This window comes from Larkinella ripae, from assembly GCF_054780775.1.
Map to the genome: position 1 here is coordinate 910,685 of NZ_BAAGVR010000001.1, position 24,262 is coordinate 934,946.

Consider the following 24,262-nt stretch of genomic DNA (forward strand, 5'->3'; position numbering starts at 1 on the left):
CTATCAATTTTATACCGATTTAAAATAAAATAAAATGTCCGTAAACGGACGCCGGGCGTACATTTACGGACAGAGATATTCGGGCGGTATTTCGGTGCTACCTGAGCGATTCAAACTCATCGCCCTAACGCCTGATTTATACCGCCTAGTTCGGAATCATGCCGTGCGGGTCGATGACGAATTTCTTGGCGGCTCCCTTGTCGAAATCCTGGTAGCCTTTCGGCGCTTTATCCAGGCTAATGACCTCAACGTTGACGGCTTTGGCAATCTGGATTTTATCGTACAGGATGGCGTTCATCAATTGCCGGTGGTATTTCATAACCGGGCACTGCCCCGTGTAGAACGAGTGCGATTTGGCCCAGCCCAACCCAATCCGAATGCTCAGGCTGCCTTCTTTGGCCGCGTCGTCCTTCGCGCCGGGGTCGCCCGTGACGTACAAACCCGGAATCCCGATGGCTCCGCCCGCCCGGGTGACGCTCATCACCGCATTCAAAACCGTGGCCGGATGTTCCGTGCCGGCTTCTGAACCGTGCCCCCGCGCTTCAAAACCGACGCAATCGACGGCCGAATCAACTTCCGGTACACCCACGATAGCGGCAATCTGATCGGCCAGCGGAGTATCTTTTCGCAGATCGACGGTTTCGCAGCCAAAGCTCCGGGCCTGCTCCAGTCGTTCGGGAATCATGTCGCCAACAATGACCACGGCCGCGCCCAGCAGATGGCAGGAAGCCGCGCAGGCCAACCCAACCGGACCCGCCCCGGCCACGTAGACGATCGAACCCGGCCCGACGCCCGCCGAAACCGCCCCGTGGTAACCCGTCGGGAAAATGTCGGAGAGCAGCGTCAGATCCCGGATTTTGGCCATCGCCTGATCTTTATCCGGAAATTTCAGCAGGTTGAAGTCGGCATACGGCACCATGACGTATTCGGCCTGACCGCCGACCCAGCCGCCCATGTCGACGTAGCCGTAAGCCGCGCCGGGCCGCGATGGATTGACATTCAGGCAAATACCGGTTTGCCCGACTTTACAGTTGCGGCAGCGTCCGCAGGCAATGTTAAACGGCACCGACACCAGATCGCCGGGTTTGATGAATTCCACATCGCGTCCGGCTTCGATGACCAGCCCGGTGATTTCGTGGCCCAGCACCAGACCCGCCGGCGCGGTGGTCCGGCCCCGCACCATGTGCTGATCGCTGCCGCAGATGTTGGTGGACACGATTTGCAGAATGACACCGTGTTCGCATTTCCGGTCGCCGAGCGCCAGTTTGGGATATTCAATGGACTGTACTTCGACCACACCGGGTTTGATGTACGCAACGCCGTGGTTTTGACACATACGATTTGAGGGTTTAGAAGGTTTAGGATTGGTTTAAAAACAGCGCGGATTCAGTTAGATGAATCCGCGCTATTAGGAAATGGCTGGTGCCTATTTACACTAAAATACCATTAAATCATATTTTTGTCCGGTTTTCTTATTGAGCGACGAAAGCGCACTGAACGGTCCTGAGGGCGAATGAAACCGGGCCGCATAATCCAGGACTATTCACTTCGCAAACTCTTCACCGGATTCATCAGGGCGGCCCGGATTGACTGGAACGAAACCGTCAGGAAGGCAATGCCAAGGGCGATGAAGGCCGCGACGCCAAACACCCACCAGCCGACGCCGATGCGGTATTCAAAATCCTGCAACCAGCGGTTCATGGCCCACCACGCCAGCGGAGACGCCAGCACGATTGCCAGCAGCACCAGCTTCAGGAAGTCTTTGGCCAGGAGCAGAACCAGGACGGGCACCGAGGCCCCCAGCACTTTACGAATCCCGATTTCCTTCGTGCGCTGCGCGGTCGTATACGCCGATAGGCCGAACAGACCCAGGCAGGCCAGCAGAATGGACAGGGACGAAAAAACCGTAAAAATCTGCCCGGTGCGCGTTTCGGCGGAGTAAAGCCGGTTGAACTCTTCATCCAGAAACTCGTACTCGAACGGCCGCGACGGCACGATGGTTTTCCACTTTTCTTCCAGAAATTGCAGCGTACGCGGCAGATTCCTTCCGGATAATTTCACCAGCAGCGTGTGCCCGCCGTCTTCCGGAAACAGCACGAGCGGAGCGATTTTCTGCTTCATGGAGGCAAAATGAAAATCTTCGATCACCGCGCCCACTTCGCCGGGTCGCCCGCGACCCATGTCCATTTTCTGGCCGATGGCTTCCTGGGGCGATTTCCAGCCGAGGGCCTTCACCGCCGATTCGTTCAGGATAAAATGAAAATGCCGCAGGCTGTCGCGGCCGGGCACGGTCGCCCGTTCGAGGTCGTTGGGGGTTAGGTCGCGGCCCGCAACCAGCCGCACATTCATGGTTTTGACAAAATCCTCATCGATGGGCAGAGCCGCCACCGATTTGTACTGATCGTCCGGCGTCCCCGTCCGGTGCATGCTGTAGCCGCCATTGATGTAAACCGGCGATTCGTAAGCGCGGGCGACCTGCTTCACCTCGGCATTTTGTCTGAACTCGGATTTTAAGGCCCGGATTTTTTCGTTGACCTGCTGATCGGCGGGCAGCACCAGCACATGGTCTTTGCTGTAGCCCAGTTTTTTGTTTTGAATATACGCCAACTGGTTGCGAACCAGCAGTGTACAGACAATCAGAAAAGCCGTCACGGCAAACTGAAACACGATCAGCGCCCGCCGGAATTGCCCGGCTCCGGCGGTTTTCAAATGCCCTTTCAACACCCGCACCGGCTCAAACCGGGCCAGCACCAGGGCCGGATAACCGCCCGCAACCAGACTGACCAGCAGGCCAATGCCCAGTAAACCGAGCAGTTGATTCGGTTGCAATAGGGCATCGAACGAAAACGAGCGGTCGGACAAGGCGTTGAAAAATGGCAGACTCAGGTAAACCAGCAACAGGCTCAACGCCAGGGCCGTAAAGGTCACCAGAAGTGATTCGCCGATGAATTGCCCGAAGAGCTGCATTCGCTGGGCGCCCAACACCTTCCGGACGCCCACTTCCTGCGCCCGCTCCACGGCCCGCGACGTCGCCAGATTGATGTAGTTGACGCAGGCAATGATCAGAATTAAAACCGCCACCGATCCGAAAATATACAGGTAGAGCAGGTCGCCATTGGGCTCGAAGTTGCCCTCCACCTCCGAATACAGGTGTACCCGGCGCAGCGGTTCGAGGAAGTAGGTCAGGTAGCTGCCGCCGGTCATTTCGCCGGGGCCGAACTGCGTCTTCATGAAGCCCGGAATTTTGGCCTGCAGCGTCGGGATCTGCTCCGGTTGGCGCAGCAACAAATACGTGGCATAATTGGCCGAGAACCACTGCTCTTCTCTGGACGCGGAGAGTGTTGTAAACGACGCCAGCAAGTCGTATTTGATCTGGGAATTGGCCGGGCAATCGGCCACCACCCCCGTTACGGCGTACTCCTTATCGCCCCCGCCCGCGTTGATCCGTACGGTTTTTCCGACCGGGTTCTCGTTACCGAAATACTTTTGCGCCGACGACTCTGACAATACCACCAGATTAGGACCGGCCAGGGCGGTTTTCGGGTTGCCCTGTCGGAGTGGAAACGAAAAGATCGTAAACAGCGCCGAATCGGCGTAAACCAGCCGTTTCTCGCTGAATTGCCGGTCGGCATAACTCACCACGGCGGGGCGGTTTTCCAGCCGGACACCCGATTCGACCTCCGGAAACTGCCGCCCAAACTCCGGGGCGACTTTGGTACCGGTTTGCTGAACTTTGTTGACCACCCCTTCCATGCCGTACTCCATCACCACCCGTACGATCCGGTCCGCCCGTTGATGAAACGTATCGTAGCTCAGCTCGTGCGAAATATACAGGAACAGCAACAGACACGACGCCAGTCCCACGGCCAGCCCGAATACGTTTATACCGGAAAAAACCTTGTTTCTCCACAGGTTTCGAAAAGTAATTTTGAGGTAGTTGCGTAGCATAATTTTCAATGGAAAATGAAAAATTGACACTGAACAGCCTGATCCACTCATTCACTGCACCTCGTTCATCTTTTTATTCTGAACGTAGTGAGCGAACCGGGTTCATCAGGGCGGCCCGAATGCTCTGGAACGAAACCGTCAGGAAGGCAATGCCGATGGCGGCCGCTCCTACCAGGGCAAAAATCCACCATTCCACATCAATGCGGTAACTGAATTCGTTCAGCCAGCTTTCCATCACAAACCAGGCAATCGGCGTGGAAAGCACCAGCGCGGCCAGCACCAGTTTGAGAAAGTCCCGGGAGAGCAGGGCAACAATGCCGGTAATGGACGCGCCCAGCACTTTCCGGACGCCAATTTCCTTCGTGCGCCGTTCAATGATGAAGCTGGCCAGCCCCCACAGCCCTAGGCAGCAAATGACCAGCGCCAGTCCCGCATAGATCCGCAGGAGGGTAAACTGCCGCTGCTCGTTTTCGTACAGCTCCTGCAGGCTCTGATCCAGAAATTTGGCTTCGAACAAGGCGTTGGGATAGTACTTTTTCCAGACGCTTTCAACAGCCGCCAGGGTCTTTGCGTAATCGCCCGTTTGCAGCTTCAGACCCACCGAGTAATAAAACGACGGGAAATTCATCATCACCATCGGCATCATCGGTTCGCGCAACGAACTGGTGTGGAAATCGCGGACAACGCCAATGATTTCGGCGGTGATGTCGTTCAGGCCCAACCGAATTTTGCGTCCGACGGCTTGTTCGGGTTTCGAATAGCCCAGGACTTTCACCAGGTTTTCGTTGACCACAAAGGCATACCGGCGTTTTTCTTCCGGAATGCTCCCGGCGAATCCCAGCGTATCCCGGTGTTCGAAGAAGCGCCCGGCCACCAGTTTCAGTCCGTAGGTGTTGAGGTAGTCGGCATCGGCCAGCTTGAGCGCAATCGATATTTTTTTATCCGGATTCGCCAGATCCGGGCGCACATCCGTCCCAAAATTGTTGCGCGATGTGGGTGCGCCGAGCGCAAAGGAAACCTGCTCGACGCCCGGAATCTGCCGCAGCGACTCCCCGAGCGGATTGAGATTCCCGGGCACCGGCACCCCGACCGAAACAATGGCTTTCTGGCTGAATCCCAGGTCTTTCTGACGAAAATAACTCATCTGCCGGTAAACCACCAGAACCCCCACGGCCAACACCAGCGAGATCGTAAACTGGAACACCACCAAACCCTGCCGGAGCCAGGCGGCTTCCCCCCGACCCGAATCGGCAGCGGTTTTCAGCGCCCGGGCCGGCCGAAAACGCGCCAGGAAAAACGCGGGGTACAAACCAGCCAGCAGACCCGTCAGCAGGGCTAAAACCGTCAACAAAACCGTTGTTTCGGGCCAGGCAAATACCACCTGTTTCTGCATAAAATCATTGACCAGCGGCAACACGTTGTACGTCAATGTCAGCGCCAGAGCCGCCGAAAAAACCGTAATCCAGAACGCTTCGCTCAGAAACTGGGTAATCAGTTGCCCCTGCGTAGCGCCAATCACCTTGCGAACCCCAACTTCTTTGGCGCGGAGCATCGCACGGGCCGTCGACATGTTTATGAAGTTTACGCAGGCAATCAGCAGCACAAACAATCCTACCGCCCCAAAAACGTAGAGATAGGTGGTGGAAATGGCGGGCGTCAGAATGGTGCCTTCGTAAACCGGGTTGAAATGAATATCGGACAACGGCTGGAGCACCAGTTCGCTGGTTTCCCCGTTGCGCATGGAAAAATACTTTTTCTCGGCCTGCCGCAGCCGGGTCATGTAGTCGTTGGGCGAGCGGTTTTCGGGCAGCACCGCAAACACGCTCCCGCCGGAGCGCAGGCCCCACTGATCGATCCCGAACGAAAAAAAGGTTTTCATGGAGACAAACGACACCAGCATGCTGGCGGGCAGGTTCGACTGGGTCGGAATGTCGCGCATGACGCCTTTCACCAGCACCGTCAGGTCGTTGCCCAGCCGGAACGATTTACCAATGGGCGAAGCCGTACCGAAGTATTTGCGGGCGGTGCTCTCGCTCAGAATGACCTGATTGGGCTGGCTCAAAACCGCCCGACCGTCTCCGGTCAGGATCTCAAAATCGAAGATATCCAGCAACTCCGGTTCGGCAAAAACCACGTTATCCTGCGCAAAAATTTTGTCCGGCGACACCAGAACCGTCAGGTCCCGGTCGGCGTGAATCCGGGCAATTTTGGGCAGGTCGGCAAAGTCGGTGCGCAGGGCCGGAGCCAGCGGATACGGGGTGAGGCCCGAACGATCCACCTCCTCGCCAGTGGTCCGGATCAGATTGACGCGGTAAATCCGATCCCGTTTGCTGTGGTACTCATCATAACTCAACTCATTGCGGATCAGCAATCCGATCAACAGGCAGGTGGCCAGGCCCAGGGTCAGGCCCACCACGTTAATCGCCGTTGTGGTCGGGTATTTAATCAGATTTCGCCAGGCGATTTTCAAGTAATTACGCAGCATCTTATTTGACTCTATTTTAATCTTTCCCACTAATGGACCGCGCCAGACACGATCTGCCCCACGTCCACGAGGACGAAATGGCGATTTACGGGCTGAAAGACCACCAGCGGGTCACCAGCAAACTCAATACCCGTCACGATCACGCTCGAACCTTTCCCGAAAACCAGGCTGGACCTGTTTTTGCGTTAAGACGGGTGAGCCGTCTACCCCCTCATTCTGCGCGCAGTGAGGAAACCGGGTTCATCAGCGCGGCCTTGATGCTCTGGAAGCTGACCGTTACAAAAGCGATCAGCAAGGCCAGGCCACCGGCGGCCACGAAGACCCACCACGGAATGGCAATTCGATACGCAAAATCCTGCAACCATTGCTGCATGGCCCACCACGCAATCGGCGAGGCAATCAGAATGGCAATCACCACCAGGGTCAGAAAATCTTTCGAGAGTAGCAGGACAATGCTGGTCACCGAGGCCCCCAGCACCTTCCGCACGCCAATTTCCTTGGTCCGCTGCTGGGCCGCAAAAGCCGCCAACCCAAACAACCCCAGGCACGAAATCAGAATGGAAATAACTGTAAAGTAACTGACCAGCTGAGAAGTACGCACTTCGGCCTGGTAGTTTTTCTGAAAATCTTCGTCCAGAAAAGTATACTCGAACGGGTCGTCGGGGCGCAATGTTTTCCACTTCAGCTCCAGAAAATCCAGCACCTTCGTCATGTCGGCGGTATTGACGTGGACGATGATGTAATTAAAATCCGGCCGATTATTCAGCAGAAACGTGTAAGGTTCAATGGCCTGGTGCAGATTTTCGAAGTGAAAATCCTGCAGGACACCCATAATTTCGTATTGATGCGTCTGGCCCTGCCAGTCGAAATTCAAGCGCTGCCCGACAGCCTTCTGAAGGGGAATCTGGAATTTCTGCAACATCGCTTCGTTGACGACAATCCGGTTGTTGGTGTCGCCCGGAAACTGGCGCGAAAACACCCGGCCGGCTTTGAGCTTGAAGCCCATGGTCTGGAGGTAATCAACATCAACCCAGTTGGTTTTCACATTGTGGCTCATCTTTACGCCTTGCTCGGGCCGGTACAGCCCAAAATCCGTGGGGTTGTTGATGCCGGGATAGTATTGCGTTCCGGCGGCCGCCACGACCTGACTGTTGCCCAGAATTGCGTTGCGGAAGGTCGTGTAAATGCCGCGCGACTCGCTGCTGCGGAACGGGATGGCAATCTGCTGATCCTGCGTGAAACCCAGCGACTGATTGCGCAAAAACCGCATCTGTTCCTGAATCACAAAGGTGGCCAGCACGAGTCCGATGGAAATCACGAATTGAAACACCACCAGCCCCCGGCGCAGCGTAGCCGCCGACAGGCTGTTGGCAAATTTGCCTTTTAAGACCTGAGCCGGCTTGAACATCGACAGAAAAAACGCCGGGTAACTGCCCGCCAGCAAACCCGTCAGCAAGGCCAGCGCCCCGAAACTCGCGGCAATTTTCGGTTCGAATACTTCAGAAACCGTCAGCATTTTGTCGGCGACCTGGTTAAAAACCGGCAGGGTCAGGGCAACCAGCATCAGCGCAATGGCGAGGCCGATCAGCGACAGCACCACCGACTCGCCCAGAAACTGACCGATCAGCGAACCGCGTTCCGCGCCCATGACCTTCCGGATGCCGACCTCCGCAGCCCGTTTGGCCGAGCGGGCGGTGCTCAGATTCATGAAATTGATGCAGGCAATCAGCAGCGTAAAAACCGCAATCGACCCCAGAATGTACAGATAGGTCCGGGAGTTGGTCGGCGTGATGACGCGCCTGAAGGGGTTGTAAAGGTGCAGATCAGGCACCGCCACCAGAAACAGCTTCTTGTCGAAACCGGCCGCATTCAAATCGCCCCGGGCGTATTTTTCCATGAACGCGGGCAGCTTGGCCTGCAACTGGTTCAGATCGGCGCCGGGTCGTACTTTCAGGTAGGTGGTAAAGAGGTTATTGCAGCAGAAATCCAGCCGTTGTTCCCGCAGATAATTCCCGACCCAGCCCGCATAAACCGGGACAAAAAACCGGGCGTCGATGTGCGAGCGGGCGCTTTCGTCGCGGTATACGCCGGTTACCTTGAAGTCTTCGCCGTTGCCGGTCGTTCCGTTGATCCGCACCAGCCGGTTCAGCGCGGGGGCCGAACCGAACAGTTTATGCGCCACCTCTTCGGACAACACCACGGCGTTCCGGTCGTTCAGGGCCGTGCGGGGGTCGCCCTCGGTAAATTCGTACGAAAACAGTTCGAAGAAAGTCGAGTCAACCTGGTACCCTTTCGTTTCGTAAAACGATTTCAGGGCTTTACCACCCTGCCGAACCTGCAGCAAAGCCTTGTCATCAATGATGTTGACAAACAGCCGGGCCACCTGCTCGATCTCCGGAAACTCCGACTTCAACGCAAAGGCGTAAGGTGCCGACGCCACTGGACTTCGTTCATTGCCGGCACCGCTGTCTTTGCCATTACTGAGCAATTCCTGACCCAGTAAATACAGATTATCAGCGTATTGCTGATGTTTATCATACGACCATTCGCTGCGAATGTAAAGCAACAGGAGCATGCAGCACGTCATGCCCACCGAAAGCCCGAGAATGTTGATGAACGAGAACGACTTGCTTCTCAGCAGATTCCGGACGGCGATTTTCAGATAGTTCGTCAGCATAAGAAGCAGTTTAAAGAAGGAAAGAAAGGACGGAGGAAAATCGTTGCCTTCTTCGTTATTCCCCTCCTCCGCTTATTCCGTTTTCAGACTCTTCACCGGATTCGTCAGGGCGGCTTTGATGCTCTGGAAGCTGACCGTTGCAAAGGCGATCAAAACCGCCAGCAAACCGGCCAGGGCAAAAATCCACCACTCAATTGTGATCTTGAAGGCGTATTCTTCCAGCCACTGATCCATCATCCACCAGGCCACCGGCGTTGCCAGCACAATGCCCACGAAGACCAGTTTAAGGAAATCCTTCGAGAGCAGCGCCACAATGCTGCCCACACTCGCCCCGAGCACCTTCCGCACCCCGATTTCCTTGGTCCGCTGCGCCATCACCATGACGGCAATCGCAAACAGGCCCATGCACGAAAGCAGAATGGCAATCAGGGCGGCACTGATGAACATCTTCGACATTCGCTCCTCCGATTGGTACTGCCGGTCGGCATTTTCGTCCAGAAAGCTGCCCTGAAATTCGGTCTGGGGGGCTATTTCGCCCCAGGCTTTTTCCAGCACCGTCATCGTTGCCGGCATGTTGTCGGGCGCCACTTTAACCAGAATGTAGGCAATCGGCCAGTCGTGGCTGATGAGCAGCGTATTTGGCTGAACGGTTTTTTTGAGCGATTCGTGGTGGTAATCTTTCACTACTCCGATCACCTGCATCGGCGGTTCGCCATCGCTCACGTTCAGCAGCGTTCCGACCGGGTTTTTCTCGCCCAGTTGTTTCGCCATGGTTTCGTTGATGATGACGCTGGTGGTGGTGTCGGTGGCGTATTGCCGGGAAAAATCGCGCCCGGCCAGCAGTTTGATATCGAGGGTTTTCAGGTAATCATACTCAACGGGTTGCCAGTGGCTCCGAACCGTCCGGTTTTTGTGATCAAAGCCAAGGATGGACGTGAAGTTCGAGCCATCCCGTCCCCGGCCAAAGTTTTTGTAGGCCCCCGTCACGCTAAGCACCTGGGGCTGTTGCGCCAGTTTATCCCGAAAACGATTCAGGGCCTGCCGCCCGTTGATCCGGTCACCCACCGGAATACTGACCACCTGGCTTTCGTTGTAGCCCAGCGGCATGTTCCGCATAAAGTTTACCTGCTGCCAGGCAATCATCGTGCAGCCAATCAGAAACGTCGCAATGGAGAACTGCACAATGAGCAGCGTGTTCCGGACGACCCCGGTTTTGCCCAGCGACACTTTTCCTTTCAGAATCTGGGTGGTATTGAGTCGGGAGACAAACAAGGCCGGATAACCGCCAGCCACGAAGGTAATGACCAGAAAAACCGCGACCGTTGCCAGCAGCAGTTCGGGGGTAAACAGATCGCCGAGGGCGGTTTTACTCCTGAAAATGGCGTTGAACTGACTCAGCAGCGACATGGCAAGTCCACTCCCCAACACGAGCGCAATCAGGCAAAGCAGGAAGGCTTCTCCCCAGAACTGGACAATCAACTGCTGTTTCAGGGCGCCGAGCACTTTCCGCATGCCCACCTCGCGGGAGCGCGTCATCGAGCGGGCCGTTGAAAGATTGATGAAATTGATGCAGGCAATCAGCACGATAAAACCGGCGACGACCAGCAGCAGAATGGGGTACGAGCGCTTGACGGGCGAGCTGTTGCCCCCGCCAATCTCCGTGTCGAAATGCAGATCGCGGAACGGCAGCAACCGCAAACTGGTCAGGTCGCCGTTTTCGTCGCGCGGTCTACCGTCGCGCTTCCGGTCTCTGATCGAATTGGCGTAGTATTTCGTCACAAAAGGCCGAAGACGCTGCTCAAAGGCGGCTTCCGTGCTTTTTTTATTGAGCTGGACGTAGACGGCATGAAACTGATTGTCCCAGCGGTCTTTGTTGGGCTGGTATTCCGGATAGGCTTCAAACCGGGCCAGAATGTCAAACTTGATGCTGGAATTCTCCGGCGCATCGGCCACAACCCCCGACACTACGAACGGTTTCCAGTTTTCGTTCAGCCGCAGCAGCACGGTTTTTCCGACCGGATCAGTTTTTCCGAAAATAGCCTGAGCCGTATTCTCGCTGATCACCACATTGCTCAGGCTGTTGAGGGCCGTGGCCGGGTTTCCTTTTCGCATTGGAAACGAGAACATGTCGAAAAAACCGGGATCGACAAACTGAACGCTTTTGTCGAACTCCTGATCACGGTATTGCACCAGTCCGCCCCCGTTGACGATGCGCGTGACGTGCTCGACCTCGGGCAGCAGGTCATTCCGAAGCGTGGGCGCCAGCGGAGCGGGCATGGCCGACGATTTTTCCGTTGGTCCCGACTGCTCGTACACCTGGTATAACCGATCCCGGTTGACGTGAAAATTATCAAATGAGAGTTGGTTCCAGGCGGTTAAAAACAGCAAAAGGCAGCTCGCAAAAGCTACCGACATGCCAATGACGTTCACCAGCGCAAACGTTTTGTGTTTCCACAGATTCCGCAGCGCTATTTTGATGTAATTAAGCAGCATGAAAAGAAAAGTTAGAAGAAAGAAACCGCTAACTCGCCAGCGACCGAACGTATTGGGCCAGGGTCCGTTTGGACAGGCGGCAAGCTGACCGCTGGCCTTCTTTGCCTTTCGGAGCGTATTGTTTCACCTTCTGGTGCGCCGAAAACAGGTTATGCGGGTGCCCCACCGCCGAAGCCGACAGACGACCGCCCAAAACCAGTACCAAGAAGAGGATCAGCTTTTTCATAGAGAAAATCGGAATAGTCTGGACCGAGATTACGCGGATGAAACCGGGCCGCCGGAGCGGGATTTACAGGATCTAAAAGATGCGTTGCGCTAGCTCATCCTGGTTAATCCCACTCCGGCGGCCCGGTTTCATCCGAGTTCAGACGATCAGACGTGGAAATTTTCGGTTACGATCTTGCCGTCAAACAGATTGACGATGCGATGGGCAAAACCGGCATCGTACGGGGAGTGCGTCACCATGATGATGGTGGTTCCTTCCGTGTTCAACTGGTTCAGCAATTTCATCACTTCCTCGCCATTCGTCGAGTCGAGGTTACCGGTCGGTTCATCGGCCAGGATCATCTTGGGTTTGGCAACCACCGCCCGGGCAATGGCCGTCCGTTGCTGCTGGCCCCCCGACAGTTGTTGCGGGAAGTGATTGCGCCGGTGCATGATGTTCATCCGCTCCAGCACTTCCTCAACGGCTCTTTTGCGCTCGTCGGCGGGGGTTTTCAGATACAGCAGGGGCAATTCTACGTTTTCGTAAACCGTCAGTTCATCGATCAGGTTAAAGCTCTGAAAGACAAACCCGATCGAGCCTTTCCGCAACTGCGCGCGCTGACGTTCCGACATTTTCGAGACTTCCGTACCGTAGAAGTGATATTCCCCTTCCGATGGGTTGTCGAGCAAACCGAGGATGTTCAGCAGCGTGGATTTTCCACAACCGGACGGGCCCATCATGGCCACAAATTCGCCGTCTTTGACATCCATTGAGATGCCGTGCAGCGCGGTGGTTTCGACTTCTTCAGTCGCGAAAACTTTTTGTAGATTTACGGTACGTATCATTTGATTGAGGATTAGAGGAGAAAGGGAAGAAAGGAAGAAAGGAAAGTTGTTGCTTTTCAGACGGGTTTGCGTCTAATAGAAATCCATATCCTTTTATTCTTTCACTCTTTCCTCCTTTTTTTAATCATGCCTAAAATTGAAAAGTTTGAAGATTTAGTCGTTTGGCGCGAAGGGCTTGATCTGGCCATTTCGCTTTATAAAATACTAATTGCTTGTCAGGATTTTGGCTTAAGAGATCAAATCCGCCGGTCTTCCGTCTCTATTTCTTCCAATATTGCCGAAGGTTTCGAACGTCATTCCAACAAAGAATTCATCCGGTTTCTTCGAATCGCCAAGGGATCAACGGGTGAATTGCGCACCCAAATTCATCTCTTGATCGCTGTTGGCAGGGTCTCCGACACAACAGGTGAGCAGCTTTTGGAAAAGACCCGCTTCCTATCCGCTATGCTGCAAAATTTAATAAAAACAAGATTGGAAAAGTTTTGATGACGGGAGGAAGGGATGAAAGAGCGGAAAACTTCAGAATGCCGTCCCTTCATCCTCTCCTCCTGTCATTCCTCTTCTTCTCAAAATTCCAATACTTCGTTGTCGCCAAAGTTTTCGTACGACGACGTGATCACTTCATCACCCGGTTCGAGGCCGGTCAGCACTTCAAAGTATTCGGGGTTTTTGCGGCCCAGCGTGATGCTGCGTTTCACGGCCCGGTTGCCCGCTTTGTCGATCACGTACACCCAGTTGCCCCCCGTGTCGGAGAAGAAACCGCCCACCGGCAACAGGGTCGCTTTCGAGGCTTTCCCGAGTTCGAGTTGAATCGGCGTTGACTGACCGCGTTTGATACCCGTCGGCGCCCCTTTTGTGAAGATCATGTCGACTTCAAACCGGCCGTTGCGAACCTCCGGATAAACCCGGGTGATCTGCAGGGCGTGGTTGCCCCCGCTGTATTCAAACGAACCGTTCAAACCGGCAAAGATGCGGCTGTTGTAGTGCTCGTCGATGCCGACGCGCATTTTGAAACCGTTCAAATCATCAATCTGACCGATGTTCTGACCCTGGTTGATGTTGGAACCGACCTCCACATCCATCGACGAAAGCTGGCCCGAAACCGGCGCTTTTACCACCAGGTTGTTCAGCGTCTGTTGCCAGAGCGCCACGTTTTTCTGCGTCCGTGCCAGCGTTTCTTCCAACTGCTTGATCTGAATCATCGCGTTTTCCTGCTGGTATTTCTGCGACTCGACTTCAATTTTCCGCTGCTCCACCAGCCGGTCGTAATCCCGTTTGGCGGTCAGGTAATCCTGCTCGGGGATGGCTTTGTCTTTATACAGTTTGGCCTGCCGATCAAAAGCGTCCTTGGCTTTATCCAGTTGAAAATCCAGATCGGAAAGTGATTTTTGCAAGGTATAACGTTCGACGCGCAGCCGTTGCCGGGTGTTTTGCAGGTCGTTGACGAGTCGGTTGGCTTCCGTTTCCGATTGCAGGAAGTTGAGCCGCAGGTTCTGGTTTTCCAACCGCAGCAGGGTTTCCCCTTCTTTTACCATCGCACCGCCTTCCACTAATTTATCGGTTACATACCCACCCGCGATGGCATCGAGCCGGATGGTTTTCAACGGCTGGACAACGCCGGTTACGACAATGAAATCATCAAACGTTCCGGTCGAAACGGTTGACACCGTAATTTTATCCTTCTCGACGTTCAGCTTCGAACGGTGATCAGCCCATATAAAATTGTAAACCAGCAATCCCACGATGGCTGCTCCACCGACTGCAAGCGCAATCCGCTGGTTTGTCCAAAATCGTTTAGGTAATACGCGATCCATTACTTCTGATAAGTGTTGATTGGTAGAATAATTAAAAGACGAATAACCTTTTGTCTGTATTACTCATCTGCAGACTCTAATGCCAATTGACGTGCCAGTATTGTAATTATGTTGTAAATCAGATACTTATAATGATTTTGAAAGGATTTTTCTGTCCACATGCGGACAGGTTTTGTCCGCTTTCGGACACGGGTAAAACGACCGTCTCTCCCGGTCAAAAACCGTATGTGTAAGCCACTTTGCAGCGTAGCATCCGGCTGCCTATATTTAGGGGTTTAAACGATTATTCCCACTCGCAAAGTCCCACGGTTTACGGCACCGCCTTGAAAGTTTATGTCGAAAATTCTGATTATTGACGACGATGTCGATGTGTTGAGCGCGGCTAAATTATTGCTCAAGCGCCATTATCCGCAGGTTGATATTGAGAAGAATCCCGAAAAGATTCCTTTTCTGATTACCAACGGCAGCTACGACCTGGTGCTGCTCGATATGAATTTCCAGCGCGACAACAGCAGCGGCCGGGAGGGTTTCCTGTGGCTGGACCGCATCCTGGACATCAAGCCCACCACGGCGGTTGTCTTGATTACGGCCTACGGCGACGTCGAAATGGCGGTTCGGGCCATCAAGTCCGGCGCCCGCGACTTTGTGCTGAAACCGTGGGAAAATGACAAACTGCTGGCTACCCTGCACAGCGCCCTGGAAAAAAGCCCGAACGGCGAGAGCGCGGAATCCAAAACCGCCCGGACCCAGGCCACCGGCCCCAAACCGTCCGCCCAGGGACCCACCTACATTGCCGTCAGCCCGGCCATGCGGCAGGTGTTTGCAACCATCGAACGGGTGGCCGAAACCGACGCCAACGTGCTGATTCTGGGCGAAAACGGAACCGGGAAAGATGTAGTCGCCCGGGCGTTGCACCAGCGGTCGCTCCGGCGCGACAAACCGTTCGTCAGCGTCGATCTGGGTGCGTTGAGCGACAGTTTGTTTGAAAGTGAGTTGTTTGGTCACGTCAAAGGCGCTTTCACCGACGCCCGCGAAGACCGCGCCGGGCGGTTTGAAGAAGCCCAGGGCGGCACGATCTTTCTGGATGAAATTGGCAACATCTCGCTTCCCCAGCAAGCCAAACTCCTGACGGTTTTGCAGCAGCGCGTGGTGACGCGGGTGGGTTCCAACAAACCGAAGAACATCGACGTTCGTCTGATCTGCGCCACCAACTCACCGATCTACCAGCACGTCAGCGACCGTTCATTCCGCCAGGATTTGCTGTACCGGATCAACACCATCGAGATTCACATTCCACCGCTGCGCGAACGCTCGGAAGACATCCTTCCGCTGGCCGAGCATTTCCTGAAACAATACCGCAAGCAGTATAACCGCAAAGTGGCCACCATCAGTCCGGCCCTGACGCGGCAGTTGCAGCAATACCGCTGGCCGGGCAACATCCGGGAATTGCAGCACGCCATCGAGCGGGCGGTTATTCTGGCGCAGGGCAACGTGCTGGAACCGGAAGATTTTTACTTCGGCACCAACGCCCCGGCCGCCATCCCGACGGACAAGGACCTGCCTTTCCAGGAAAATCTTCAGATCGAGGATATGGAGAAAAAGATGATTCAGCAGGCCATGCAGAAATACCACGGCAACATCACCGACATCGCCCGTGAGCTGGGTCTTTCACGGCAGGCCTTATACCGGCGGCTGGAGAAATACGGGTTGTAATTACGCATCTGCTTCATCCACTTCCATCGAATCGGGATTTCGGCTGACGTGATAAAGGACAAGAAACTTAATCTGAATTCCGTAACTTTATAAATGATGAAGTAGTTTCTCCGATAAACGGCGCGTCGGTAAGCATGTTCGGGAGTGGGCTTTCCGCTGTATTCGACAAACATATACGGATTCAGCGGAATCGTATCTGTTATGAAATTAAGGAGGCCAGTGCTTACTTTTCGCCCCTGCACGGGATGGATTTCATTAAAATACTCCTGAACAGCCGCCAACTGTGTGATAAAAAGATTTGTCAGAATGACCTCACGTCCTTCAACAATCATATCCCAAGCATTGCCTTAGCTTCTTCCACCGAATAGGAGCGGCTTTGCTCGCTTTCATCAATCATCCAATTCAGTTCATTGACGGTCATCGGTTTACCGGGGCGAACCGTCTCTTTTGGTGTATTGATCGCAATGATTCGTTTTTGGGCCAGAGCATTCAAGATATTCATGACAAATTCCTCATCATCATCAGCCAGAATATTGACTTCTATCGTTCTCATGGGATCGGTTTTTTTCTCAATTTATCACTTGACAGGTAGAATAACAATCTAAACCATGAAACGATTCGCCACCGGGCTTTTTATCCGGATTGCCATTATTTTGCTGACCTGCCTGCTGATTGCCTACGCCTGGTGGACGGTTCCGGCCAGCCGGTCGCTGCTCGTTGGGGTTGGCATCATTGTCCTGACCATCCAGACCGCCAACCTGCACCGTTACATCACCAGCCTGAACCGCAAACTGACCCGGTTTATGGAGTCGGTCCGGTATTCGGATTTTGCCGTGGCGTTCAAAGCCGATAATGAGCTGGGGCCGAGTTTTAAGGAACTGAACCAGCAGTTTAACGAAGTACTGGAAGCGTTTCGGCAGGCCCGGGCCGAAAAGGAAGCCAATCTGCACTACCTCAACACCATCGTTCAACAGGTTAGCGTCGGGCTGATTTCGTTCGATGCAGCAGGCAACGTTGAGATGAGCAACCAGGCGGCTCTGCGGTTGCTGGGCATTTACCGGCTTCGTAGTTTGTCCGATTTACAAAATGTTCACGCCGGCCTGTACGACATTCTGACCGGAACGCCCAGCAGCACACCCGCCATTTACCAGACCAGTTTTGAGCAGGAGCTTTCCGTGCGGTGCGCCACGGTGAGCCTGCGCGGTCGCCCGGTGACGGTGGCGTCAATTCAGAACATCCGCTCCGAATTACAGCAGAAAGAGCTGGAAGCCTGGCAGAACCTGACGAAGGTTCTGCGCCACGAAATCATGAATTCCGTGACGCCCATCGTTTCGCTGGTCGGCACCATGCAGCAGATTGTCAATACGGAACTGGCCGGGGCCGATGCCGAAGCCGTCAACGACCTGCGCGAAGCCCTGACGACCATCGAACACCGGGGCCGCGGAATCATGCGGTTTGTTGATGCCTACCGCAACTTCACGGCCATTCCGCAGCCGCGCCTGGCCGAAATCTCCGTGGAAAACCTGCTGAAAAATGTGCTGGCCCTGGTTCAGACCGAACTCCAGCAGCGGCACATCATTTTGCAGGCCCCGCCCGTACCGTCGTATCTGATGATTTTTGCCGACGCCGGCCAGATCGAAATGGTGCTCATCAACCTCATCAAAAACGCGATGGAGAGCCTGGACGGCCACCGCAAACCGAAGCTCAAAATCGAGGTAAAATCGCAGGATAACCGCCTGAGCATCTACGTCATCGACAACGGGCCCGGCATCGAACCGGAAGCCATCGAGAAGATTTTCATTCCGTTTTATACCACCAAAAAAACCGGCTCCGGCATCGGTCTGAGTCTTTCGCGCCAGATTATGCAACTTCACAACGGCCAGTTGAAAGTGACTTCAACACCGGGACAAGGCAGTACGTTTTCGATGATTTTTTGAAAAACCGGCTTTTTCAGGCCCGGGCCCAGACGATGAAATCCGTCGTCGGCGCGTCGGCCAGTTGCGGACGGATCAACTGAACCACCTGGCCCCGGTGGTAAGCCGCGTGGTGACTCAACTGCGTCAGAATGTCGATCACCGAACTGGTGTAGGACTGACCCGCCGACGTTTTGTACGAAATCGCCCGCTCCAGACTTTCTTCGGCGTCGAGAAAACTTTTTAACCGCCGGAAATTCCGGTCCGACGTTTCGCCCATCCAGGCAATCGGAATGTCTTCCCAAACCGCCACGTAACTGACCTCCCCCGTCAACCGGGAAAGCCAGATCTGCTGCGCCGACAGCACGTGCGCCATCACCTGAACGGCGCGTCCGGGCGGTTTTTCAAGGCTGGCCAGGGCATCGATCACGGATCGGTTGGCCCATTGTTCGTAGTCGATCAGGCGAATCAGGTAGTCTTTCATAGGTAGCCCAGAGTCGATTGGATGAACGTTGCAACCATACGAAAACACGGTTTTGCTTATGGCGTCGCCAGAATGCTGGCCAGATTGGAGTTGGGTCCCCGGCGGATGGCCTCGTACAGCACATCGGCCACGTTCGTCCGGACGTTCTGCGTGATGAGCTTGGTGTGCGTACGACTCGGATACACCCGGTTCGACATGAAGACGTAGGAGGTGTTGTACTCCGGGTCAATCCAGATGAACGTTCCGGTGAAACCGGAGTGCCCAAAGCTCTGTGGACTGGCGTATTTCGGCGCATTTCCCGAATATTTGAACGTCGGCTTGTCAAAACCGATCCCCCGCCGGTTGCCTTTTTCCGGAAACTGATACCGCGTAAACTCCGTCACCGTCTGCGGACTGATGAACTGCTTGCCGCCGTAGTAGCCTTTCTGCAAATACATCTGCACCAGCTTCATCAGGTCGTTGGACGAGCCGAACAGCCCGGCATGGCCCGACACCCCGCCGAGCATGGCGGCTCCTTCGTCGTGCACCCGGCCCCAGACCAGCGTCCTGCGGAACACCGAGTCGTATTCGGTGGGGACAATGCGGGGCAGCGGATAAAACCGCATCGGGTTAAACGTCAGGGTCGTTGCGCCCAGCGGTTCGTAGACGTTTGTTTTCAGATACGCTTCAAAATCGTCGTGCGTGATTTTTTCAACGATTTGGGGATACAGAATAAACGACAAATCGCTGTAAACATACTCCTTCTTGGCACTCACCGGCGAATCCCGAATCGTATCGAAAATGGTTTTCCGGTATTTCCGGTGCATAAACAGGTTGTCCGTGATGGGCACTTTATACGGACCGTGTTTTTCGTCGTCGAAGGTTTTGTCCTTCCAGGTGCCATCCGGATTTTTTGTCTCCGTCCAGAACGCAATGGACGCCTTCAAACCGGCCTGGTGCGTCAGCACATCGCGCCAGATCAGGTTGGCCTTGTTCGACTCCTTAAAATCCGGCAGGTACTCCGCCACCGCTGCGTCCAGATTAAACTTGCCTTCATCGACCAGCCGCATCAGGGCCAGCGTCGAAGTGCTGACTTTCGTCACGGACGCCAGATCGAACAGGTCGTCTTCTTTCGTCGGCGTAAGTCCTTCGTAGGTGTGGGTTCCGTAGGCTTTCCGGAAAATCACCTTCCCATCCCTGGCCATCTCTACCACCCCGCCCGGCGTCGCTTTCTCCCGGATTGCCACCTGCATCAGCGAGTCGATCTTCGCCGTCAGAAAATACGAGTCCACGCCCACTTCTTCCGGAATGGTGTACTTCAACCGGCCAATCGACGAGCTTGGAATGCCATCGTTCCGTTTATAGCGCTCATTAACCGTCACCGGCAGTTTTCCTTTCGCCGGAATCGCGCCAAAAATCAGTTGAGCGGCCAGCTCTTCCGTAAACTGGGTCAACTGGTACGCCATCACAAGACCCCGCGCCTGGTCCAGTCCTTCCAGTTTTGCCAGGGCGTACGGATTGCCAAATACCGAGACGATGGCTTTACCGGTTTCGCACAGTTCCTTTAAAACCGCCACGGTTTTGGGCGTAACGCCGTATTGCACCGCCGGACGAATGTTGCTCAGGTGAACGCCCACCAGCAGCAGATCGTAGTCTTTCAGTTCGTTCCGAATCCGTTCGAGTGTCGTATCGGCCGTGGTGGCCGCAACATTAAAATGCTTGACGGTCGTGTAATTGGCGAGCATTTTCTGGAAATACGTTTCCTGGGCGGCATCGAGCGAAACCGTGGCAATTTTTTTCGTGCTCAGATTCAGCAGCGGAATCAGCGGTTCGCCCGACTCTTCCTGGTCATTTTTCAAAACCGTCAGGGCTTCTTCACTCAGCAACCGGTTGATCAGGTTGGATTCGGGCTCGTTCAGGTCCCGGACGAGGTTCATCAGGTTCACGGGTTTGTAGCGATCCAGCCCCGCCCAGGCTTTGGCCGCCAGCACCTTGCGGCAGCGGGCGTCAATACTGGCCTGCGAAAGCCGTCCGTCGGCCACGGCCTGTTTCACCTCGGCAATGGCCCGCGGAATATCGAGCGTGTATTCCAGCACGTCCATTCCGGCTTCCAGTCCCATGCGGTCGGCAATGCCCGACGGAAAATACTTCGTGACGCCCTTCATGTTCATCGCGTCGGAAAACACCAAACCGCCGAAACCCAGTTCGTTTTTGAGCAGATCGGAAACCACCCTGCGGGAAAGCGTGCTGGGCAGGTTGGGCGTGGCATCCAGCGCCGGAATGTTCAGGTGGGCAATCATCACGCCCGCGGCCCCGGCGTCGATCAGCTTCCGGAACGGATACAATTCCAGGTCCTCCAGTTGCTGCCGGTTTTTGGAAATCAGGGGCAGGTCGTAGTGCGAATCCGTGCCGGTATCGCCGTGGCCGGGAAAGTGTTTCAGGGACGTCAGCAACCCGTTGTCCTGCATTCCTTTCATGTACGCCAGCGCCTTGTTGGCGACGGCTTCTTTGTCCTCGCCAAACGAGCGGAAGTTGATAACGGGGTTATTGGGATTGTTGTTCACATCGGCCACCGGGGCAAAATTGACGTGAATGCCCATCCGGCGGCATTGGCGGGCCACGGAAGCGCCCATTTTATAAATCAGATCATCGCGACCCTGAATGGCGCCCAGCGTCATCTGGTACGGAAACCGCACGGTGCTGTCCAGCCGCATCCCTAGCCCCCACTCGCCATCGATCGCCACCAGCATCGGCACTTTGGTCACGGTTTGCAACCGGTTGATCAGCCGGGCCTGCCGGATCGGGCCACCCTGGAAGAACACAATTCCGCCAATCTGATGCGTCTGCACCAGCGTCATCAGCGAATCTTCGTAGCCTTTGCTCCGGTTCGAGAACCCCGCCACCATAATCAACTGGGCGATTCGCTGATCGGGCGTCAGGGCGTTAAACACCGAGTCAACCCAACGCGGATTCGCTTTCAGAAACGACGGAACAGTCTGGGAATGAGCCGCATGGAGGCACAGGAAAAGACTGAAGGCACAGGCCAACGAACGCAGACGGACGGTAAAACGCATAGGTAGCAGATTCAATGGTTACACAAAAGTAACGAAATCAAGGGCTAAATGTGCTCAAAAGCTTGCTTTAGGTCCGCAATCAACACGCCCGGTTCTTCCAGACCAATGTACAACCGGATCAGATTGAAACCCGTGTCACCCGGTTTTGCGGTGCCGTCGGCGTAGCCCGAACTGGCCGGAAAAGCCAGCGATTCGTGCCCACCCCAGGAGACGCCCAGCAAAAACCGTTTCAACGAATTGGCGAATCGGTCAACGACTTCAATCTGGTCGGTTTCCAGCGAAATGGTGAGCAAACCGCCACAGCCGGACATCTGCCGTTGGGCCAGGTCGAGCTGCGGGTTTTGCCTGGAATACGGAAAATAGACGCGCCGGACTTTCGGATGGGTTTCGAGGTAGGCCACCACTTCGGCGGCTGTCCGGGCCGAGCGTTCGAGCCGGAGCGGCAGGGTACGCAGTCCGCGAATCATCAGCCAGGCGTTCATCGGGGAGATGATGCCGCCCAGGGTCATGTACTCCGAGTAGAAGATTTTGCGCATCATTTCCCGGGTGCCACAAATTACCCCCGCCACCAGATCGCTGTGGCCGCCAATGTACTTGGAAGCCGAATACAGCACGAGGTCGATGCCCAGTTCGACCGGTTTTTGGTACAAAGGCGTCGAGTAGCTGTTGTCGATCATCGTCACAATTCCGCGCGCTTTCGCCAGTTGTGCCACGGCCGCCAGGTCCTGCAACTCGAACGTGAACGTGTTGGGCGACTCGAGAAAAATAACTTTGGTGTTGGGCTGGATGGCCTTTTCGAACTGGCTCGCATCCGTACCATCCACGAAGGTCGTCGTGACGCCAAACCGGGGCAGAAAGTTCTCCATGAGTTTGACCGTCCAGCTATACGGTTTGGCCACCGAAACAATGTGGTCGCCCTGGTTGACGTTGGCAATCACCGCCGTGGCAATGGCCGCGCTGCCGCTGGCCAGCACCAGCGCGTCTTCGGAGCCTTCGAGAGCCGCCAGTTTTTTCCGCAGAATTTCGACCGTCGGGTTGTTGCCGCGCGTGTAGATCGGCAGTTCAAACTCGTGGGGAAACATCCGGCGCATCGTTTCGACGTCCGGAAACATGAAATTACTGGTTTGAATGAGGGGCGGAGCAACGGCGTTGTAGTATTGGCTGTGTTCTTCCCCGAGTTCGTTGAGAATGTATGAAATATCCACGTGGTTATTCCGACGACAGGAGGATCGTACCGGCTTGAGATCCCTCCTACCGTCGGAATGACAACATCTCAAGCGTTCTTTTCTGATTAAAAAACCTTTTTGAGCAACCAGTACAAGGGCGCTCCGCTGAAAAACAGTCCCCAGCCAATGGCCGCCGGAACCGGATCGCTCACAATCACGTTGACCGAAACCGCCAGCAGAAAAAGGATAAAAAGGGCCGGAATCCACGGGTAGAACCGGATTTTATAGCCCGTATGCGGATCGTTGCCCCGGACGCGGTGCCGAAACACAAAAATCGACGCGGCCGCACTCGCCAGCGCCAGGCTGTCAATCGACATCACGTAACTGACGATTTTCTCGAACGTGCCCAGCACCAGCAGCGACGCCAGCACGACGACCGTAATGAAGATGAGCGTAAACTCCTGCACCTGCGTCCGCTCGTTGACCTTCTTGAAAACCGGCGGCAACACCCCGTCGTCGGCCATCGCGTAGAAAACCCGGGGCAGCGACAACAGCGTCGCGTTGATGTAACCCAGCACCGAAATAAAAATTGCGACGGACACAAATGCAAAGCCCCAATCGCCAAACAGCGCCCGCGCCAGATCGGCGGCAATGAGTTTGGAGTTAGCCAGGCCGTCGAAGCCCAACTGGCGGTAATAGGCGTAATTGATGCAGAGGTACAGGCCAATGACCAGCCCGATTCCGATCAGAATACCGCGGGGGGTGTTGCGCACCGGGTCTTTGATGTCGGCCCCAAAATTCAGCGTCTGCTGGTAGCCGCCGTAGGTGTAAAAAACCGCAATCAGGCTGAGGGCAAAAGCAGAGAAGAAATTAGGAATGATGACCGGGCCGCCGTTCGGTGCTGCATGATGCGTTGAATCGAATGCGGTTTCGGCGTTTGGAGCAATGATGACCCCCAGGCATAAAACCGCCATCAGGACGATTTTCAGGCTGCTGAGTAGGTTTTGCAACCGGGCGCTGGACTTGATGCCGAGGTAATTGACCCCGAAAAAGAAAAGAACCGTGATCACCACGGTTCCCTGAATACCCGCTTTGGTTTGTAAAAAAACCGGCAACAAGGGATTGATGTATTCGGCGCCAATGAGCGCGACGCCGGCCAGGCCCGCACCGTAGGTCAGCACGATGACCCAGTTGAGCATGAAGGCAAAAACCGGGTGGAAGGCCGTGGAAATCAGTTTGTAAAAACCGCCCGGGAAGTGATACCGCGCCCCGATTTCGGCGTAGGTCAGCGCCCCGCACAGGCTCACGAAGCCACCGGCCACCCAGGCGGCAAAAAAAACCGGGGCCGAGCCCGCCGACTGGGCTACAATGGCGGGGGTCCGGAAAATACCCACGCCAATGACCAGACTGACGACGATCATGGCAACATCAAAAACCGTAAGCTTGGGCTGAATCATCGGCGCAAC

16 protein-coding genes are annotated in these 24,262 nt (G+C 55.1%); 3 read left to right on the top strand and 13 right to left on the bottom strand.

All coding sequences use genetic code 11. The annotated features are described in order from the left end of the window. Positions 1-145: 145 nt before the first annotated feature. From fdhA to ACYVHX_RS03705, 7 genes are all read right to left on the bottom strand, one after another. A complete protein-coding gene (gene fdhA, locus ACYVHX_RS03675; protein ID WP_460670239.1) occupies positions 146-1,336 on the bottom strand; it encodes a formaldehyde dehydrogenase, glutathione-independent in 1,191 nt (396 codons plus the stop codon). A 203-nt stretch (positions 1,337-1,539) separates the two neighbouring features. After that, entirely contained in the window at positions 1,540-3,948 is a 2,409-nt protein-coding gene (locus tag ACYVHX_RS03680) for an ABC transporter permease (protein WP_460670240.1), read from the bottom strand. Positions 3,949-4,021: 73 nt separating this feature from the next. Next, complete coding sequence (locus tag ACYVHX_RS03685) at positions 4,022-6,433, bottom strand: ABC transporter permease (RefSeq protein ID WP_460670241.1); 2,412 nt, start codon at positions 6,431-6,433, stop codon at positions 4,022-4,024. Between the two features lie 211 nt (positions 6,434-6,644). Next, complete coding sequence (locus ACYVHX_RS03690; RefSeq protein ID WP_460670242.1) at positions 6,645-9,110, bottom strand: ABC transporter permease; 2,466 nt, start codon at positions 9,108-9,110, stop codon at positions 6,645-6,647. A 72-nt stretch (positions 9,111-9,182) separates the two neighbouring features. After that, the gene (locus ACYVHX_RS03695) at positions 9,183-11,603 is read right to left on the bottom strand and encodes an ABC transporter permease (protein WP_460670243.1); all 2,421 of its coding nucleotides are present in this window, start codon (positions 11,601-11,603) and stop codon (positions 9,183-9,185) included. 28 nt (positions 11,604-11,631) lie between these two features. Next, positions 11,632-11,829, bottom strand: coding sequence for a hypothetical protein (locus tag ACYVHX_RS03700; RefSeq protein WP_460670244.1), 198 nt, complete (start codon positions 11,827-11,829; stop codon positions 11,632-11,634). Between the two features lie 146 nt (positions 11,830-11,975). After that, positions 11,976-12,653: an ABC transporter ATP-binding protein gene (locus tag ACYVHX_RS03705; RefSeq protein WP_460670245.1), complete on the bottom strand. Its 678-nt coding sequence runs from the start codon at positions 12,651-12,653 to the stop codon at positions 11,976-11,978. A gap of 126 nt (positions 12,654-12,779) precedes the next feature. Between ACYVHX_RS03705 and ACYVHX_RS03710 the strand changes: the two genes are divergently transcribed. Next, positions 12,780-13,139 (top strand): four helix bundle protein, encoded by a 360-nt coding sequence (locus ACYVHX_RS03710; protein ID WP_460670246.1) that lies wholly within the window; start codon positions 12,780-12,782, stop codon positions 13,137-13,139. Between the two features lie 80 nt (positions 13,140-13,219). Here the strand turns inward: ACYVHX_RS03710 and ACYVHX_RS03715 are convergent, their stop codons facing one another. Beyond that, positions 13,220-14,467 (bottom strand): efflux RND transporter periplasmic adaptor subunit, encoded by a 1,248-nt coding sequence (locus ACYVHX_RS03715; protein ID WP_460670247.1) that lies wholly within the window; start codon positions 14,465-14,467, stop codon positions 13,220-13,222. Between the two features lie 333 nt (positions 14,468-14,800). Between ACYVHX_RS03715 and ACYVHX_RS03720 the strand changes: the two genes are divergently transcribed. Next, on the top strand, positions 14,801-16,180 hold the full coding sequence (locus ACYVHX_RS03720) for a sigma-54-dependent transcriptional regulator (RefSeq protein ID WP_460670248.1): 1,380 nt from the start codon (positions 14,801-14,803) through the stop codon (positions 16,178-16,180). Positions 16,181-16,508: 328 nt separating this feature from the next. On the opposite strand, the gene ACYVHX_RS03725 is transcribed toward ACYVHX_RS03720, so the two are convergent. Beyond that, entirely contained in the window at positions 16,509-16,733 is a 225-nt protein-coding gene (locus tag ACYVHX_RS03725) for a hypothetical protein (protein ID WP_460670249.1), read from the bottom strand. A 55-nt stretch (positions 16,734-16,788) separates the two neighbouring features. On the opposite strand from ACYVHX_RS03725, the gene ACYVHX_RS03730 reads away from it, so the two are divergent. Then, complete coding sequence (locus ACYVHX_RS03730) at positions 16,789-18,117, top strand: sensor histidine kinase (protein WP_460670250.1); 1,329 nt, start codon at positions 16,789-16,791, stop codon at positions 18,115-18,117. Between the two features lie 13 nt (positions 18,118-18,130). On the opposite strand, the gene ACYVHX_RS03735 is transcribed toward ACYVHX_RS03730, so the two are convergent. From ACYVHX_RS03735 to ACYVHX_RS03750, 4 genes are all read right to left on the bottom strand, one after another. Then, the gene (locus ACYVHX_RS03735) at positions 18,131-18,577 is read right to left on the bottom strand and encodes a DinB family protein (protein ID WP_460670251.1); all 447 of its coding nucleotides are present in this window, start codon (positions 18,575-18,577) and stop codon (positions 18,131-18,133) included. A 56-nt stretch (positions 18,578-18,633) separates the two neighbouring features. After that, on the bottom strand, positions 18,634-21,630 hold the full coding sequence (locus tag ACYVHX_RS03740) for a glycoside hydrolase family 3 N-terminal domain-containing protein (protein ID WP_460670252.1): 2,997 nt from the start codon (positions 21,628-21,630) through the stop codon (positions 18,634-18,636). Between the two features lie 44 nt (positions 21,631-21,674). Continuing rightward, entirely contained in the window at positions 21,675-22,835 is a 1,161-nt protein-coding gene (locus tag ACYVHX_RS03745; protein ID WP_460670253.1) for a trans-sulfuration enzyme family protein, read from the bottom strand. A gap of 86 nt (positions 22,836-22,921) precedes the next feature. Beyond that, complete coding sequence (locus ACYVHX_RS03750) at positions 22,922-24,253, bottom strand: APC family permease (RefSeq protein WP_460670254.1); 1,332 nt, start codon at positions 24,251-24,253, stop codon at positions 22,922-22,924. Positions 24,254-24,262 lie beyond the last annotated feature (9 nt).